Annotated in this window: 16 protein-coding genes and 1 pseudogene; 10 read left to right on the forward strand and 7 right to left on the reverse strand. The window is 61.1% G+C overall.

Annotated elements, in window-relative coordinates:
• Positions 1-65: 65 nt before the first annotated feature.
• Complete coding sequence (locus tag CAF79_RS22200) at positions 66-992, forward strand: AraC family transcriptional regulator (RefSeq protein ID WP_085700311.1); 927 nt, start codon at positions 66-68, stop codon at positions 990-992.
• A gap of 28 nt (positions 993-1,020) precedes the next feature.
• On the opposite strand, the gene CAF79_RS22205 is transcribed toward CAF79_RS22200, so the two are convergent.
• The gene (locus CAF79_RS22205) at positions 1,021-2,931 is read right to left on the reverse strand and encodes a tyrosine-protein phosphatase (protein WP_085700312.1); all 1,911 of its coding nucleotides are present in this window, start codon (positions 2,929-2,931) and stop codon (positions 1,021-1,023) included.
• A 214-nt stretch (positions 2,932-3,145) separates the two neighbouring features.
• Here CAF79_RS22205 and CAF79_RS22210 point away from each other — a divergent pair, with 214 nt between their 5' ends.
• The 4 genes from CAF79_RS22210 (at position 3,146) to CAF79_RS22225 (ending at position 5,167) form a co-directional block, all read left to right on the forward strand.
• Positions 3,146-3,430, forward strand: a complete 285-nt coding sequence (locus CAF79_RS22210; protein WP_085700313.1) for a DUF4880 domain-containing protein — start codon at positions 3,146-3,148, stop codon at positions 3,428-3,430.
• A 115-nt stretch (positions 3,431-3,545) separates the two neighbouring features.
• Complete coding sequence (locus tag CAF79_RS22215) at positions 3,546-4,040, forward strand: PaaI family thioesterase (protein ID WP_085700314.1); 495 nt, start codon at positions 3,546-3,548, stop codon at positions 4,038-4,040.
• A 24-nt stretch (positions 4,041-4,064) separates the two neighbouring features.
• A complete protein-coding gene (locus CAF79_RS22220; protein WP_085700315.1) occupies positions 4,065-4,472 on the forward strand; it encodes a RidA family protein in 408 nt (135 codons plus the stop codon).
• Positions 4,473-4,504: 32 nt separating this feature from the next.
• A complete protein-coding gene (locus CAF79_RS22225) occupies positions 4,505-5,167 on the forward strand; it encodes a glutathione S-transferase family protein (RefSeq protein WP_085700316.1) in 663 nt (220 codons plus the stop codon).
• Between the two features lie 9 nt (positions 5,168-5,176).
• On the opposite strand, the gene CAF79_RS22230 is transcribed toward CAF79_RS22225, so the two are convergent.
• From CAF79_RS22230 to CAF79_RS22245, 4 genes are read right to left on the reverse strand one after another with little or no spacing between them, the layout of a single operon-like run.
• On the reverse strand, positions 5,177-6,295 hold the full coding sequence (locus CAF79_RS22230; protein ID WP_085700317.1) for an agmatine/peptidylarginine deiminase: 1,119 nt from the start codon (positions 6,293-6,295) through the stop codon (positions 5,177-5,179).
• Between the two features lie 48 nt (positions 6,296-6,343).
• Positions 6,344-7,447, reverse strand: a complete 1,104-nt coding sequence (locus tag CAF79_RS22235) for an extracellular solute-binding protein (RefSeq protein ID WP_085700318.1) — start codon at positions 7,445-7,447, stop codon at positions 6,344-6,346.
• Between the two features lies 1 nt (position 7,448).
• Positions 7,449-8,357 (reverse strand): N-carbamoylputrescine amidase, encoded by a 909-nt coding sequence (gene aguB / locus CAF79_RS22240; protein ID WP_085700319.1) that lies wholly within the window; start codon positions 8,355-8,357, stop codon positions 7,449-7,451.
• 3 nt (positions 8,358-8,360) lie between these two features.
• Positions 8,361-9,413, reverse strand: a complete 1,053-nt coding sequence (locus CAF79_RS22245; RefSeq protein ID WP_085700320.1) for an agmatine/peptidylarginine deiminase — start codon at positions 9,411-9,413, stop codon at positions 8,361-8,363.
• A 137-nt stretch (positions 9,414-9,550) separates the two neighbouring features.
• Here CAF79_RS22245 and CAF79_RS22250 point away from each other — a divergent pair, with 137 nt between their 5' ends.
• Positions 9,551-10,438 (forward strand): LysR substrate-binding domain-containing protein, encoded by an 888-nt coding sequence (locus CAF79_RS22250; RefSeq protein ID WP_085700321.1) that lies wholly within the window; start codon positions 9,551-9,553, stop codon positions 10,436-10,438.
• Here CAF79_RS22250 and CAF79_RS22255 read toward each other — a convergent pair.
• Both CAF79_RS22255 and CAF79_RS22260 read right to left on the reverse strand, forming a co-directional pair.
• Entirely contained in the window at positions 10,420-11,475 is a 1,056-nt protein-coding gene (locus CAF79_RS22255) for a radical SAM protein (RefSeq protein WP_256579470.1), read from the reverse strand. The genes CAF79_RS22250 and CAF79_RS22255 overlap by 19 nt on opposite strands.
• 174 nt (positions 11,476-11,649) lie before the next feature.
• Positions 11,650-12,597 (reverse strand): LysR family transcriptional regulator, encoded by a 948-nt coding sequence (locus CAF79_RS22260; RefSeq protein WP_085700323.1) that lies wholly within the window; start codon positions 12,595-12,597, stop codon positions 11,650-11,652.
• A gap of 134 nt (positions 12,598-12,731) precedes the next feature.
• On the opposite strand from CAF79_RS22260, the gene CAF79_RS22265 reads away from it, so the two are divergent.
• The 4 genes and pseudogenes from CAF79_RS22265 (at position 12,732) to CAF79_RS29535 (ending at position 14,925) form a co-directional block, all read left to right on the forward strand.
• Positions 12,732-13,136: a RidA family protein gene (locus CAF79_RS22265; protein WP_085700324.1), complete on the forward strand. Its 405-nt coding sequence runs from the start codon at positions 12,732-12,734 to the stop codon at positions 13,134-13,136.
• Positions 13,137-13,214: 78 nt separating this feature from the next.
• Complete coding sequence (locus tag CAF79_RS22270) at positions 13,215-13,772, forward strand: helix-turn-helix transcriptional regulator (protein ID WP_085700325.1); 558 nt, start codon at positions 13,215-13,217, stop codon at positions 13,770-13,772.
• Between the two features lie 85 nt (positions 13,773-13,857).
• Positions 13,858-14,415 (forward strand): annotated as a pseudogene (locus CAF79_RS29530) (HD domain-containing protein); the annotation flags it as partial.
• Positions 14,413-14,925, forward strand: coding sequence for a GNAT family N-acetyltransferase (locus tag CAF79_RS29535; protein ID WP_256579473.1), 513 nt, complete (start codon positions 14,413-14,415; stop codon positions 14,923-14,925). The pseudogene CAF79_RS29530 and the gene CAF79_RS29535, both read left to right, overlap by 3 nt.
• The last annotated feature ends 53 nt before the right edge of the window (positions 14,926-14,978 follow it).

Below are 14,978 nucleotides of genomic sequence, written 5' to 3' on the forward strand. Positions count from 1 at the left end.
CCAAGGTGACCTTCCCGGTGTCCTCAAGCCCGACGCGCCAGACCATCATCCTCAGATCCGCCGATATGTCCTGCGACGACTTCGGCACGTTGTTCTCCCGTATGTTCGGCAATCGTTACGGCGACACACCGCCACCGCCCAAGGACATCATCATCGGTGGCGTGTACGGGCGGCACGACGGGGTCAGTTTCCGACGCATGCATTACCGGGGCGATTTCACGGTGGCGCTCCCCGAGCCCTACGACGAAATCACCTTCGTGATTCCCACCGCCGGCCGGATCATCTTCAACGACTCCGCCGAATCCCTGGGCCTGCCGCACATCGGGCTGGCCATCGACAAGGCGGATCTGCGCTCGATGCGCTTCGTCGACAATCATGCCCAGCACGGCATGTCGATCAGCCGCGCCGCGCTCACCGGACGCCTGTCGTCGCTGCTAGGACGGCCGATCGTGCACAAGCTGCATTTCGAGCCGAGGGTGGATCTGAACAGCCCGGCGTTTCAGGGCATTCGCGCATTGATCGACCTGGCCACCGGCACCGAATTCGACCTGTTGTTGAACGCCGGTTCGCTGATGCCATCGCGCCTGCGGGAGATGCTGGTGGACGCCGTGCTGGAAGCCTGGCCGCACAATTTCAGCGAAGCCTTGCGCCGCCCCGAGGCGCAGATTGCCCCTCGGCATGTTAAACAGGCCATCGAGTACATTCAGTCGCATCCCGAACAACTGGTCAGCGGGACGGATCTGGCGGGGCTGGTCAACGTCAGCCTGCGGGCCTTGCAGGAAGGTTTCCGGCGCTTTGTCGGCACCTCGATTGTCGCTTACCAACGCCAGGTCAGGCTGGAGCGTGCCTGCGAAATGTTGAAGCAAGACCAATCGTCATCCGTAACCGACGTGGCCCTGCAATACGGATTCAGCAACGTCGGCCGGTTCTGCCAGTACTTTCAGGATGCCTACGGTGTGAGCCCCGCAGAAATGCGAAAAGGACTGCGCTGAGGCAGTCCTTTTCTTCACCTGTGGTTGATCAGAACTGATAGCTGGCCTTGAGAGCGCTGCTGAAACCGTGGCTGTCGCCTCCACCGCTGGCGCCGACTTCGGCACCCAGGCTCAGGGCTCCGAGGTTGGCCATCAGGTTGACGCCGCCACTGAACTGATCGCGGTTGTCGAACGCCGCGCGCTGTTCGATATCCAGCCCCAACAAATGGCCTTCGCTGTCGACCTGATGATCGCCCAGCACACGCTCGTAACCGACCCGCATGCCCGGCACCAGTTGCCACGCGCCCATGGGCATCGGGGCGAACGAGACGTCGAGATTGGCCACGGCGCTGCGGCGGGTTTGCTGGAGGCTGTCGACGTCGAGGGCCAGTTCGCTGCCCTTTTCCTGGAAGCCCGACAGGTCCAGACGGCTGACCCGCACGCCGAGGCTCGGCTCCAGAACCACACCGTTCATCGGCAGGCGATAACCCAGTGCCAGCGTCGCGCCGCTGAGATTACCGTGAGTGTCGCCCTTCGCCGAGCCGAGACCGCCGCCGAGGTCGCGTTTGCTGTCGTAATCGACGTAACCGGCGCTGAGGTTGGCATCGGCAAACAGGCCACGTTCAAGGCTGGTGAAGCCATAACGCGCACCGATGTCGAGGAAAGTGAAATCGGTATCGGCCTCGCCACCTGCGCCACCCACCGAACCTTTGCTGTAACCGATCCCGCCGCGCGCGCTGAGCTGTTCGGAGAAGCGCTGAGTAACGCCAACCATCAGGCCCTGACTGTGTTCGTTGCTGCTTTGCGCATGGGCCGAACCGTCGGTGCCCAGATAACCGGCGAGCGCGGTGCTCCACAAACGGTATTGGCCGACCTTGAGGTCGGTGCCGCTGGCGAATGGCGCGACGGCCTGCTTGATCATCGCGTTCTGACGCAACAGGTAACTCGCCGCATCGGCGTGTACCTGACCGCCGACCGTGGACTCGACACCGCCGAGGGTGCCGGCGTCGATGGCCGATTGCAGGTAGTAGTTGTAGGCGCTGTAGGTGCCCGACAGTTTGCTGTTCTGCAACTCCTGCAACAGTTGCGCGCCGGCAGCGGCGTTGCCGATCAGCCCTGCCTGACCGGGCAGGCTGTTGTACTCGACCATTTTGCCGCGCAGCACGTAAATGGTTTCCTGGGACAGACCCAGGCCCTGCTTGAGGTAGTTGTCCATGCTGCCGTATTGCGCGGCCACCTGATCCAGGCCCGCTTGCAGATAACTGGCTTCCACGCCCAGCAGCGGCGCGTAGATCGCGGCCATGCTCGGCGGCATCATTGCCAGGGTCTTGGCCACGCGGGCGGCGGTGTAGTCGTTGGTCGCCAGGTAGTTGCTCATGATCGTCGTGTTGTCCACCCCGGCGATGCTTTGCAACACGGCGGCCGTCCAGCCGGTGCGGTCCTTGCCGGCGGTGCAATGGAACAGCGCGGCACCGTCGACGCCGGCCAGTTCGTTGAACAGCACGCCCAACTGACCGCGCATGCCGGCGTCGCTGACAAAGGCGCGGTTGGTCTCCTGCATCATCGCGATCGCATCGGCTGCGCTCTTGAACGAGACGGTGGTGATGTTCGCGCCCGAGGTGGTGGCGCCGATGATGTCGATGTTCTGGTAAGTCGCGCCGCTGATCATGGTGTCCGGCGTGGCCGCGATTTCGCTGGGTGTGCGCAAGTCAAAAACGGCCTTGATCCCCAGACCGTTGAGGGCTGTCAGATCCGAGGCCGTCGGCGTCAGCGCGTTGGAGCGGTAGAACACACCGGCGCGCATCGTGCCGTCATGGGTCGTGGAGTAGGCCGTGGTGATACCGGCGACATCGCGGAAGTTGTCGATGCCCTGCAGGCGCGGGGTATCAAGGGTGGCCGCGTGGGCGGCGGCAATGGACAGACTCAACACGGACAGCGAACACAGAAGACGTGGAAACACGATGCAGCCTCATTGGAAACCGGTTGGGCTGCCCACTATCTACAACGAGATGTGACTGAATATGGCAAAACCTCGAAAAGCGTAAATGCCGGCGCGATCTGTCCGGCGGACGCGCATTTTGTCCGTCAGGCAGGCTAAATCCCTGTCGAACTTTGACGTTTTTTTTGCAAGAGGCAGGGTAAAGTGCCCTCTCCGGCCATCCTGGAAGCAGTCAATGAACCTCCAAAGCCCTCAAGACGCCGACGATGAAATCCTCAATCAGGCAGCGCACTGGTGCCTGCGTCTGCAAGACGAAACCTGCACACCTGACGAACGCCAGGCGTTCCAGCACTGGATTCAGAGCAGTCCGCGCCACGCCTTCGAGTACGCGAAAATGCTTGAGGTCTGGGAGTTGAGCGATCAATTGCCAGACGAGCACGACAAGTCGAAAAAACGCAAAGCCACGAGCCTGCCTTGCAGCTTCGAAGAATTTCAACGCAACCTGGCGCAGCGCAATTAGCATCGTGCGAGGATCGACGCCAACAGCAGAAGGCGTCATTTGAGACAACGCCTTGTTCTTGATTCAGGTTTAGAATCCCCCGGGTTCGGCTAACCAGTTTAAGGATGATCCCGGCATGTCCTCCATCGACACCTCCCTGCAAGACACCGCCGCCCCCGACGGCGTCTGTTTCGGCTGCGGCAGCAGCAATCCGCACGGCTTGCACATCAAGAGTTTCTGGCACGAGGATGGCGTGCACGTCATGGCCGAGCATGTGCCCGAGGCCAAATACTGCGGCTGGCCGGAGCTGGTCTACGGCGGTTTGATCGCGATGCTGGTGGACTGCCATTCCAACTGGACCGCGATGGCTTACCACTACCGCGCCGAAGGCCGTGAAGCCGAAAGCCTGCCACGCATCAACTGCGTCACCGGCAACCTTGGCATCAAATTCATCAAGCCGACGCCAATGGGCGTACCGCTGACGCTGAAAGCCCGAGTCGACGGTGAAGTCGGACGTAAAACCCGGGTGATCTGCGAGGTCTACGCCGGGGATGTGCTGACGGCGGTGGGTGATTCGGTGTTTGTTCGGGTCGATACCGAGCAGTTGGCAGCGGCCGCCCATGGTCGCTGAGACCTGTCACTGAAGGAAAACACGATGCCCGATCGCAAAATCATCATCCCCGAATCCATGAAGCCCATCGTCGAACGCGCCGGTTACGCTCCGGCGGTGCTGGTCGGCGATACGCTTTACTGCGCCGGTCAGGTAGGCCGCACGGCAGATCTGAAAGTCATCGAAGACCCCGAGCAGCAATTCGTTCGCGCCTGGGAAAACCTCGACGAGGTGTTGAAGGCCGGCGGTTGCACCTTCAACGATGTGGTGGAGATGACCACCTATCACGTCGACATGAGCCAACATATGCCGGTGTTTCGTGACGTGAAGAACCGCGTATTCCCCAAAGGCTTCTGCGCCTGGACCTGCATCGGCGTCAGCGAACTGGCCCATCCGGGGCTGCTGGTGGAAATCAAATGTGTGGCAGTGCGCAGGCGGGCTATACCTGTGTAGTGTTTTTCACTATCTCCGCGAGGCGTTGAACCATGGACTTGACCCTCTACTACCATCCGTTGTCGTCCTACTGCCACAAAGCCCTGATTGCCCTGTACGAACACGGCATCGCCTTCGAAAAACGCCTGATCGACCTGTCCAGCGAAGCCGAGCGGGCCGAGTTGCGGGCGCTGTGGCCATTGGTCAAGTTCCCGGTGCTGCAGGACCGCGCCCGCCAGCGCAACGTGCCGGAGTCGAGCGTGATCATCGAATACGTGGACCGCTATCACGCCGGAGCAGGCCGCTTGATCCCCGACGATTGGGACACCGCGCTGCAGGTTCGACTCTGGGACCGTTTCTTCGACAACTACGTGATGACGCCGATGTCGCAGATCGTCGCCGACCGCATCCACAGCAGAAACGCCGACCTGAGCAGCCAGCGCACCTTGCTGAACACCGCCTACGACATGCTGGAAAACCAGTTGGCGACCCATCAATGGATCGCCAGCCCGGACTACAGCATGGCCGATTGCTCGGCCAGCCCGGCGCTGTTCTACGCCAGTACGCTGGTGCCGTTTGGCGCCGACCGCCCTCGCCTCGGCGCCTATTTCGAGCGACTGGTACAGCGCCCGTCTTTCAGCCAGGTGATCGACGAAGCCAGACCCTGGTTTGACTTCTATCCCTTTGCTGAAGCGCTTCCCCAACGGTTTCGCTGAGGAACGGCCTCACGCCGGCTGGTGACTGGTCACGCAGTGAATCCCGCCACCGCCGGCCGCGATCGCGTCGATGTTGATCTGCACCACGTCGCGGTTCGGGTAGAGTTTTTTCAGCAGGTCGAAGGCTTTCTTGTCGGCGTCCTTGTCGCCAAACTCCGGGGCGATCACCGCGCCGTTGATCACGAAGTAGTTGATGTAACCGGCCGCGAAGTCGTCGTTGTCCTTGTTGAATTTGGTGCTGCGCGGTTTCAGCGGTGGCGATACGGTGTGGATCTGCAACGGGCGACCGTCAGCGTCGGTGGCCTTTTTCAGGATTTCCAGGTGCGCCAGCGTGACCTTGTTGTCGTAGGAACGCGGGTCGGTGTCGAGGTTGGCGATCACCACGCCGGGCGTGACGAAGCGCGCGTAGAAATCGACGTGGGCATCGGTGATGTCCTTGCCCTTGATGCCCGGCAGCCAGATGATCTTGCGCAAACCGAGGCGCGCTTTCAGTTCCGCCTCGACATCAGCCTTGCTCCAGCCGGGGTTGCGGTTTTCGTTGACCCAGCAGCTTTCGGTCATGATCGCGGTGCCGTGGCCGTCGACTTCAATGCCGCCGCCCTCGCCCACCAGTTCGCTGCGGATGTAGGTTGCTTGCGCGTCTTGCGCTACACGTTTGGCGATCTTCGCGTCCTTCGAGTGCTGCTGCTTGTTGCCCCAGCCGCTGAAGTTGAAGTCCACTGCGCCCAGGCCGTTCTTGTCGTCGATGACAAAATTGGCGCTGATGTCGCGCATCCAGATGTCGTCGAGGTTGGCGATCTGGTAGGTGATGTTGGACGTGCCGCAAATCTCTTCCGCCAGGCTGCGTTCGCTGCTGCGGCAGTAGATGGTCAGCGGTTCGTAGCGAGCGATGGCACGGGCGATCCGGCCCAGCGCTTCCTGGACGTCTTCGGTGAAGTCTTCCCAGATTGCGTCCTGCGCGCCGAAGGCCATGTAGGCGCGTTCGTGCTTGTCGCCCTCGTCGGGCATGAACCAGCGACCTTCGCTGGCCGCCAGCACGCGCGCCGGGGACAGGCCGAGGCCCATGACGGCAGCGCCTACGCCGGCGGCGACTGAAACCTGTTTGATGAACTCGCGACGAGTCGGCATGTGTACGTTCCTGATGTGTAAGGGGGCCACCGAAACGGCCCGGAAAAATCACTTGGCAGTGGCGGTCTTGAACTTGGTCCAGGTGCGCATGCGGGCGCGCATGTCAGCCTGGGGGATATCCTTGCCCGGTATCAGACGAGCATAGGTCGCTTCGTCAAGGTAGATGTCCGGGTTGTTGCGCATCGCCTCATCCACGCTTGGCCGGGCCTTGGCGTTGGAGGTCGGGTAACCGGTGAAATTGCTGATCGCAGCCATGTTCTCCGGACGCATCACGAAGTTGATGAACGCGTAAGCGTATTCCGGATGTCTGGCATCGACCGGAATGGCCATGGTGTCCATCCACACCGTGGTGCCCTCGCGGGGAACGCGGTACTGGAAGCGGGTCTGCTTGCCGGCGCTGTCCGAGGTGCGCTGGGCCTGGGTCATGTCGCCGCTGTAGCCGAGGGACAGGCACAGGTTGCCGTTGACCAGATCGGTCACCGGTTGCGACTGGAACTTGCGAATGTACGGCCTTAGCTTCATCAGCAAGTCACTGGCCGCTGCCAGATCCGCAGGCTTGGCGCTGCGCGGATCGCGCCCCAGATAATTGAGCACCACGGCCAGCACTTCGTCCGGCGAGTCGATCATCGAGATTCCGCAATCGGCGAACTTGGCCGCCAACTCCGGTTTGAACAGCATGTCGAGGCTGTTGACCGGCGCATCGGCCATGCGCTGCTTGATCTGCTCGGCGTTGTAGGTCAGGCCGATGGTGCCCCAGGTGTAGGGCACCGTAGCCTTGTTCGAATGCTCGTAACGGCTGCGCAGTTTTTGCAGGCCCGGTTCGATGTCGTTGATCGCCGCGACTTTCGAAGGATCCAGCGGCAACAGGCTGCCGGCGCGCATCAGGCGTTCAGCCACGGTGTCACCGGGGAAGATCAGGTCGTAGCCGCTGCCGCCGGAGAGCATCTTGGCTTCCAGGGTTTCGCTGCCGTCCATCACGTCGTAGATCACCTTGATCCCGGTTTCGGCGGTGAACTTTGTCAGCGTGTCTTCGGCGAAATAATCCGCCCAGTTGTACAGGCGCAATGTCTTGTCTTCGGCGTGCACGGCCGGCATCAAACCGGCCAGCGCGAGGCCCAGTGCGCCCAGCAACCACTTGTGTGAAGTAGGCATATCAGACTCCTTGGGGATTCCAGCGGGCGTTAAGGTGACGGCCGTCCTGGCTGAGCAAAGCGCCATACATTTCCGGACGACGGTCGCGGTAGATGCCCCAGCTCAGGCGATCTTCGCGCATGGCCGACAGATCCAGGCTTTGCACCAGCACGCCGGTGCTGGCGCGGTCGGCTTCGGCGAGCACTTTTCCCTTGTGGTTGCAGATGAACGATGAGCCGTAGAAATTCATTTGCAGCGTCGCATCGGTGCCGGCCACTTCGCGGCCAACCCGGTTGGAGGCGATCACCGGCAGCAGATTGGCAGCCGCGTGGCCGCGCATGGTCATCTGCCAGTGGTCGCGCGAATCCAGATCCGCACAGCCCGGTTCCGAGCCAATGGCGGTCGGGAACAGCAACACTTCTGCGCCCATCAATGCCAGGCAGCGGGCGGTTTCGGGGAACCACTGGTCCCAGCAGATGCCCACGCCCAGACGGCCGAACGCGGTGTCCCAGACTTTGAAACCGGTGTCGCCGGGGCTGAAATATTCCTTCTCCTGATAGCCGATGGCGTTGGGGATGTGGGTCTTGCGGTACACGCCCAACAGGCGCCCGTCGGCATCGGCCACGCTCAGGGAATTGAAGTAGGCATTGCCGGCCTTCTCGTACCAGCTCAGCGGCAGCACCACGCCCAGTTCACGGGCTAGCGCGGCGAAACGCGACAGCACCTGACTGTCGCGGTACTCCTCGGCCAGCGCCATATGGTGGTGGCTCTGCTCGATGCAGAAATACGGCGTGGCGAACAGCTCCTGCAACAGGATCACTTGCGCGCCCTGCGCCGCCGCTTCACGCACCAGTTGCTCGGCGCGGTCGAGGTTGCTGTTCAGGTCCCAGGTGCACGGCATCTGGGTGGTGGCGACTTTGAGCATCGTCATCGATCAACCCTCCACCGGCCAGGCAGGCTGCTGTTGGGTGATGCAATGCACACCGCCACCACCATGGGCCAGATGATTGATCCGCACCGGCACCACTTCACGGCCCGGGAACGCCTTGGCCAGGGTTTCTGCCGCGACATGGTCGGCCTCGATGCCGTACGCCGGCATGATGATCGCGCCGTTGGCAATGTAGAAGTTGGTGTACGAGGCGCAGAACACTTCGGCTTCGGTGTCCACCGCATCGGTGGCTTCGTACAGCTCGATCAACTCGAATTGGCGGCCCTGAGCGTCGGTCGCCAGTTCCAGTGCACGGCGGTTTTCCCGCACGACTTCGGCGTACACCGAGCTGCGATCGTGAGTCGCGTCCACCAGCAACACACCGGGACGGGCGAAGGCGCAGACGCCATCGACGTGGCCATCGGTCATGTCGCCGGTAACGTAATCCGGATCGCCCGGCAGCCAGATGGTTTTCTTCACACCAAGCAGGCGGCTGAAGATTTCCTCCATCTCGGCCTTGCTCACGCCGGGGTTGCGGTTGGGATTGAGCAGCACCGATTCGGTGGTGATCAAGGTGCCCTCGCCGTCCACGTGAATCGCGCCGCCCTCGTTGCTCAGCGCCGTGCCGAAGCACTCGCCGCCCAGGTGATTGAGCACGCGACGGGCCAGACTTTCGTCCAACTCGTGGGCCGACTTGCCGCCCCAGGCGTTGAAGCGCCAGCTCACACCGGCCAGACCTTGCTCAGGATGAACGACGAAGCTCGGGCCGGAGTCGCGACACCAGCTGTCGTTGACCGCCAGCGGGATCAGTTCGATGCTCGGCCCGCACAAGGCTCTGGCGCTGGCGATGGCCGACGGATCGACGACCATTTTTACCGGTTCGAACCGGGCGATAGCATTGGCAACGCGGGCGAAATCTTCCTGCACCAATGGCAGTGTCACGCGCCAGCCCGACTCCCACAGGGCCTTGTTGTGGGGCCAGACCATCCAGGTCGCGGCGTGCGTCACCCACTCCGCCGGCATCATCCAACCGCTATTGTTGTTTTTGGTCTGCTGCATGGTAAAAAGCCCTTTGAGTTAAGCCATTGTGTTCAATGAAAACAGCCTTGGCGGCGTTGACGTGCATGCTAATGGCGGCCTGAAGGGCAAACAAACGATGGATTTAGCGGAAAAATGATTAGAGGAACTTATCGATCATGCTGAAACACTGGCCACCCCTCAGCTCGTTGCGCGGCTTCGAAGCCGCTGCAAGATTGGGCAGCTTTCACAAGGCCGCCGAGGAACTGAGCCTCACGCAGTCGGCCATCAGCCAGCAGATCCGCAGCCTTGAGGCGTATCTGGAACAGCCACTGTTTTTCCGCCGCGGGCGCAGCGTCGCCCTGACCGACGCCGGCCACGACCTGCTCAGCACGACTCAGGCCATGCTGCAGCAGCTGTCGGTGGGCATTCGGCGGCTGGGGCAATACCAGAAGCCCAATCAACTGGTGCTCAACACCACGCCGGCGTTTGCCCGGCACTGGTTGCTGCCGCGTCTGGCGGATTTTCGACAACAGCACCCGCAGGTCGATCTATGGATCTTCAGCACCGACGAAGTGCCGGACATGGCGACACAAACCATCGACATCGCCGTGCGCGACGACATCAGTTCCCAGGCTGAATGCAGCTTCAAGGTGCTGCACGCTGATCGGCTCTATCCGGCGTGTCATCCGAGCCTGCTGGGCGTACCGGGCGCGCAGCGGACAACGCTGCACGGCGAGCGGGAAATGGACTGGAGCCATTGGGCGGTGGAATCGGGAATCGATGTCGGCCAGCAGGATCAGGGTTTGAATTTCTCTGATCCGGGCCTGTTGCTGGATGCGGCTTGCTCAGGTCTGGGGATTGCGCTGGTCAGTCAGTTACTCAGCCGTAAGGCCCGGGCCGACGGGCTGTTGCAGCCCTTGGTGGACGACACCATTCGCGGCCCGAACTGGGCGATGCTGACCCATCGCGACAGCGAGAATGACCCGATGGCGCGAAGTTTCAGTCAATGGCTGTCAACTCGACTGGCAGAACCCGACCTGCAGGCTCAGACCGTCGTGAAATGACCTGCGCCGAGCCGGCCTTCCAGCCGACCGAACAGAACGTAGTGCTGATAACCGCTGGTGAATGCCCCGGTGGAAATCGCGTTTTTGACGTCCTGGTTCATATGCAGGTATTGCGCTTCGTCGAAGTTCTCGGCACTGACTTCGCCATTGCGACCAAGTTTGTGGCTGTCGACCGGCACGCCCATGATCGTGTGCCGCTGGAAGTCGATGATCCGGTTGACGGCGTGACTCTCCAGCGGTCCCCGATTGGAGTGCGCCGAGTAGATGTGCAATCCGTTGTTCGCGCAGCGATTGCACATGTCGATGCAGTTCGACTGAGTGGACTTGCGTTCGGTCAATTGCGCCAGCGGCATGTCGAGATATTTGCCGACCTGATATTCGGTCTGATTGAAAATGGAACAACACAGGATGGTGTTGCCATTGCAGTCGAGCACCAGCCAGTCATCCTTGAGCGTGCAGGCCTGCTGCGGGTAATGGCGGACCAGATTGACCAGATCGTCGTAGGGCGGCAGCGCGAGCCGCTGCAAGGTTTCGCGATCGGTGTCGGTTACCGACGGGTCACGCTCGATCAGCGCCAGCGTTTTCTCCAGCGGCATCATCACGGAATAACCTGTCGAGAACTCGAAGCCCAGACGCTGGCTGAATTCGCGCATCAGCCCTTCTTCTTCCATGTTGTCCAGGTAGCGGTGGTAATAGACCTCGATCCGCGTGTTCAAGCCATGTTGCTGCTTGAGTTCATGCAGTTTGATCATATTGGCCTTGACGACTTCGATGTCACCGCCCACATGCCCTTGTTCGTACGTCTGCTGATAAAACCCGGACAGCGAGATGCGGAAAAACCATGGATTGGCGAGCATCGCCGTCTCCATGTTTTTTGCCAGATTCAAATTGGAACTGATACCGCTGCGCAAACCGGCCGCGTTGATGATTTCGACAAACTCACCGATTCGCGGATGGATCAACGGCTCGGTCCAGTTATACAGAAAGATCGACTCGACTCCTTCGCCTCGAGCCTTCTCGACAATCTTCCTGAACATGTCAACTTGCATGGCTTTTTTGAAGTTGACGTTTTCCGAGTTCCCCATCGGACACGAAGGGCAGCTCAAATTGCACGCGCCGACAATATCGATGTACATGTTCATTGCGGGTGACGCTCCATGTGTGAATAGCGGTGCATCCAGACTGTCGACTGTTGTGATTGCCGTTATTCGCTATTTATTTGACAGTCCGGGAGCGCAGCGAGCAAGTTCCGGGCCATTGGCATGCTCGGCCATCAACTCCACGATCCAATCGATAAATACCCGCAGCTTTTGGCTGATATGCCGGTTCGGCGGATACGCGACGTACAGCGGCATCGGCTCAAGATCCCAATCTTCGAACAGCGCCACCAGCTCACCCCGTGCCTCATATTCAGCCGACATGTAGCGAGGCAGCCAAAGCACACCCAGACCGGCAAGGCCGGCCGCCAGATAGGCGTTGCCATCATCGACCGCCAGCACATGCCGGCCCTTGATCAGGAGAGACTCGTTGGCGTTGCGCAAGGCGTAAGGCACCGGTTTGCCGGTGCGCGCCCAGAGAAATCCCACCACCCGATGCTGCGTGTCTTCCAGCTCCGCCGGATGCACAGGAGTGCCGGCGCGCGCCAGATAGCTCGGCGCCGCAAATACCCCCAGTTGCAGATCGGCAACCCGACGGGCCATCAGCGACTGATCCAGCAACTCGCCGCCGCGCACCACGCAGTCCACGTTTTCATCGATGATGTCGACGATGCGATCACTGACACCCATGTCGATCTGAATGTCCGGATAACGCCGGTGAAAGTCCGGCAACGCCGGTATCAGGATCAGGCGCGCCAGCGGGCTCGGCACATCCACCCGCAACCGCCCGCGGGGCGCCACAGAAGCCTGGTTAAGACCGGTTTCAGCATCGTCCAGGTCCGCCAGCAATCTGACAACCCGCTCGTAGTAAATAGCACCGTCAGCGGTAACGTTGACCTTGCGCGTAGTGCGGTTGAGCAACTTGACCCGCAGCCGCGCCTCCAGTTGCTGGACGAGCTGAGTCACGGTGGTCTTGCTCATGTGCAGGGTTTCGGCGGCCTTGGTGAAACTGCCCGCCTCCACGACACGGGCGAAGGCTTGCATCGCATCAAAACGGTCCATACCCCACCTCTGATAGCGGTTCGATTGTTTGGGATTTGCAAACAGTGAACGCCAAGGTTGCGCGTTTATCGTGTCAGCGCAAGCCCCTAAAGTTTCTCCATCGCAGGTTTTCAACCCATTGAAGGAGACACCTCATGACCCGTGCCCAACCAAAACGCGACGTGGTTTTCCCACCTGGACGCCATGCCCTGTACGAACGCAATCGCTATTCGCCGGCGGTTCGTTCCAACGGATTTCTGTTCGTTTCCGGCCAGGTCGGCAGCCTTGAGGACGGTTCGCCGGAACCTGATCTCAAGCAACAGGTGCGACTGGCCTTCACCAACCTCAATGCCATTCTGGGCGCGGCTGGCGGCAGTTTCGACGACGTGGTGGACGTGACGGTGTTCATGGTCGACCCGCAATCCACGTTTGAAACCATCTGGGAAGTGGTGCCGGAGTTCTGGGGTGAAGCGCCGCATCCGACCATCACAGCGGTCGGCGTGACGTGGCTATACGGGTTTCAATTCGAGATCAAGGTGATTGCCAAACTGCCGGAATGACCTGGCATCGCATCGATTTGCAGCACGGGCCGACAGTCTTCAGACTGTCGGCCCGCATTCCTTCTGCGATCCATCGCCATGCCCGACATCTTGTTGAAGCCCAGTCTGCCCGGCATTGCCCTACGCCGCTGGCGCGTGCTGCACCGCGTCAAGCAGGGCCATGCCGCCGAGTTGTTCAAGGTCACTCAGTCGACCATTTCCCGCTGGGAAAGCGGCGTGCAGGCGATGGACCCGGACGCCCATCTTCAGCTCGAAAGGCTGCTCGCGGCGCGACTCGACAGCGCCGCCGATCAGGCCCTCGCGCGACTGGTCACGGACAGCGCGCGCCCGGTTCACCTCGTCTGCGACCTGACCCATCGCCTGCTGGCCTGTTCGCCGGCTCGCGCCGCACAGTTCGCCAGCCCGCTGAGCGATCTGCTGGGGCAGTCGCTGTGGCGTTTTGCGACAGTGGAAATCCGGCACAAGGAATCCTTGCTGGATGACGCCGGTTGGCGAGAAGTCCAGGCGCCGCCGGCTCTGGAATTTCTGACGGGCAGCAATGACTCCGCCCTCGTGCCGATCCAGCCGGGCCTCTGCCGCTGGACGCGGATCGCCCTCTCCGACGGCACCGCCGCACGGCTGGTGGAAACGCTGTAGGCCATCCGCCGCATATTTTATGCGTGGACGATAAACGAGGCCGGGCCTAGGCTTTGAGCCCTGCTCTCTTTATCCCGGCCACCGTATGAACCTCGAAAAAATCAAGGGACGCCTCGACTTCCTGCGCGAAGCAGAACGGCTCAAGGACGTCCTCAGAAGCGCGCACACTTCCTCCGGGCGCAGCGAAAGCACCGCCGAACACAGCTGGCGCCTGTGCCTGATGGCGATCGTGTTCGCCGACGACCTGGCCGGGCTCGATGTGCTGAAAGTCCTGAAAATGTGCGTCATCCACGACCTCGGCGAAGCCATCAACGGTGACATTCCGGCGGTCGATCAAGCCGGTTTTCCCGACAAGGGCGAACAGGAGCGCAACGACTTGCTGCTGCTCACCCGCTCCCTGGACGACGCGTTGAGAAGCGAAATCCTCGCACTCTGGGACGACTACGAAAACGCCCGTTCTCCCGAAGCCAAAGCCGTGAAGGCACTGGACAAGCTGGAAACACTTTTACAACACACTCAAGGGAAGAATCCGCCAGACTTCGACTATGGCTTCAACCTGGCCTACGGCAAGCAATACACCAATGCCGATCCGCTGTTCGAAACCCTTCGGACCCTGATCGACCGCGATACCCGAGAACGCATGAACACAAACATCACAATCCGCAACGAACACCCCGAAGACATCGACGCCATCGCCCGAATCACCGAGGCCGCGTTCCAGCACGAAGAACACTCCAGCCACACTGAACAATTCATCGTCAACGCCTTGCGCCACGCCGGCCAGCTCAGCGTTTCGCTGGTGGCAGTGGAGAACGACACGGTGGTCGGCCATGTGGCCATTTCACCGGTGACGATTTCCTCCGGCACTCAAGGCTGGTATGGCCTGGGCCCAATCTCCGTGTGCCCGACCCGCCAGCAGCAAGGCATCGGCTCGGCGCTGATGAAAGCCTCGCTGGCGGAGTTGCAGCGAATTGGCGGCGTTGGTTGTGTGGTGCTCGGCGACCCGGGCTACTACAGGCGTTTTGGCTTCAAGGCCCATGCGGGTCTGGAGTTGCCGGGGATTCCGGCGGAGTACTTTCAGGCGTTGGCGTTTGGCGGGGAGTTGCCGGTGGGCGTGGTGAAATATCACGAGGCGTTCGAGGCTACCGAGTAGCGCCCCATCGCTTTTGATTGCTCACATTTCGTGGTCTATGGCTTCACCAAAGC

The sequence above is a fragment of the Pseudomonas sp. B26(2017) genome (assembly GCF_002113045.1).
Taxonomy (GTDB): Bacteria; Pseudomonadota; Gammaproteobacteria; order Pseudomonadales; family Pseudomonadaceae; genus Aquipseudomonas.

Excerpts from the sequence above, each read along its gene's own strand:
- CAF79_RS22200 (WP_085700311.1), top strand. The coding sequence starts at position 66 with ATGTCCTGCGACGACTTCGGCACGTTGTTCTCCCGTATGTTCGGCAAT.
- CAF79_RS22210 (WP_085700313.1), top strand. The coding sequence starts at position 3,146 with ATGAACCTCCAAAGCCCTCAAGACGCCGACGATGAAATCCTCAATCAG.
- CAF79_RS22215 (WP_085700314.1), top strand. The coding sequence starts at position 3,546 with ATGTCCTCCATCGACACCTCCCTGCAAGACACCGCCGCCCCCGACGGC.
- CAF79_RS22220 (WP_085700315.1), top strand. The coding sequence starts at position 4,065 with ATGCCCGATCGCAAAATCATCATCCCCGAATCCATGAAGCCCATCGTC.
- CAF79_RS22225 (WP_085700316.1), top strand. The coding sequence starts at position 4,505 with ATGGACTTGACCCTCTACTACCATCCGTTGTCGTCCTACTGCCACAAA.
- CAF79_RS22230 (WP_085700317.1), bottom strand. The coding sequence starts at position 6,295 with ATGCCGACTCGTCGCGAGTTCATCAAACAGGTTTCAGTCGCCGCCGGC.
- CAF79_RS22235 (WP_085700318.1), bottom strand. The coding sequence starts at position 7,447 with ATGCCTACTTCACACAAGTGGTTGCTGGGCGCACTGGGCCTCGCGCTG.
- aguB (WP_085700319.1), bottom strand. The coding sequence starts at position 8,357 with ATGACGATGCTCAAAGTCGCCACCACCCAGATGCCGTGCACCTGGGAC.
- CAF79_RS22245 (WP_085700320.1), bottom strand. The coding sequence starts at position 9,413 with ATGCAGCAGACCAAAAACAACAATAGCGGTTGGATGATGCCGGCGGAG.
- CAF79_RS22250 (WP_085700321.1), top strand. The coding sequence starts at position 9,551 with ATGCTGAAACACTGGCCACCCCTCAGCTCGTTGCGCGGCTTCGAAGCC.
- CAF79_RS22255 (WP_256579470.1), bottom strand. The coding sequence starts at position 11,475 with ATGTTCAGGAAGATTGTCGAGAAGGCTCGAGGCGAAGGAGTCGAGTCG.
- CAF79_RS22260 (WP_085700323.1), bottom strand. The coding sequence starts at position 12,597 with ATGGACCGTTTTGATGCGATGCAAGCCTTCGCCCGTGTCGTGGAGGCG.
- CAF79_RS22265 (WP_085700324.1), top strand. The coding sequence starts at position 12,732 with ATGACCCGTGCCCAACCAAAACGCGACGTGGTTTTCCCACCTGGACGC.
- CAF79_RS22270 (WP_085700325.1), top strand. The coding sequence starts at position 13,215 with ATGCCCGACATCTTGTTGAAGCCCAGTCTGCCCGGCATTGCCCTACGC.
- CAF79_RS29535 (WP_256579473.1), top strand. The coding sequence starts at position 14,413 with ATGAACACAAACATCACAATCCGCAACGAACACCCCGAAGACATCGAC.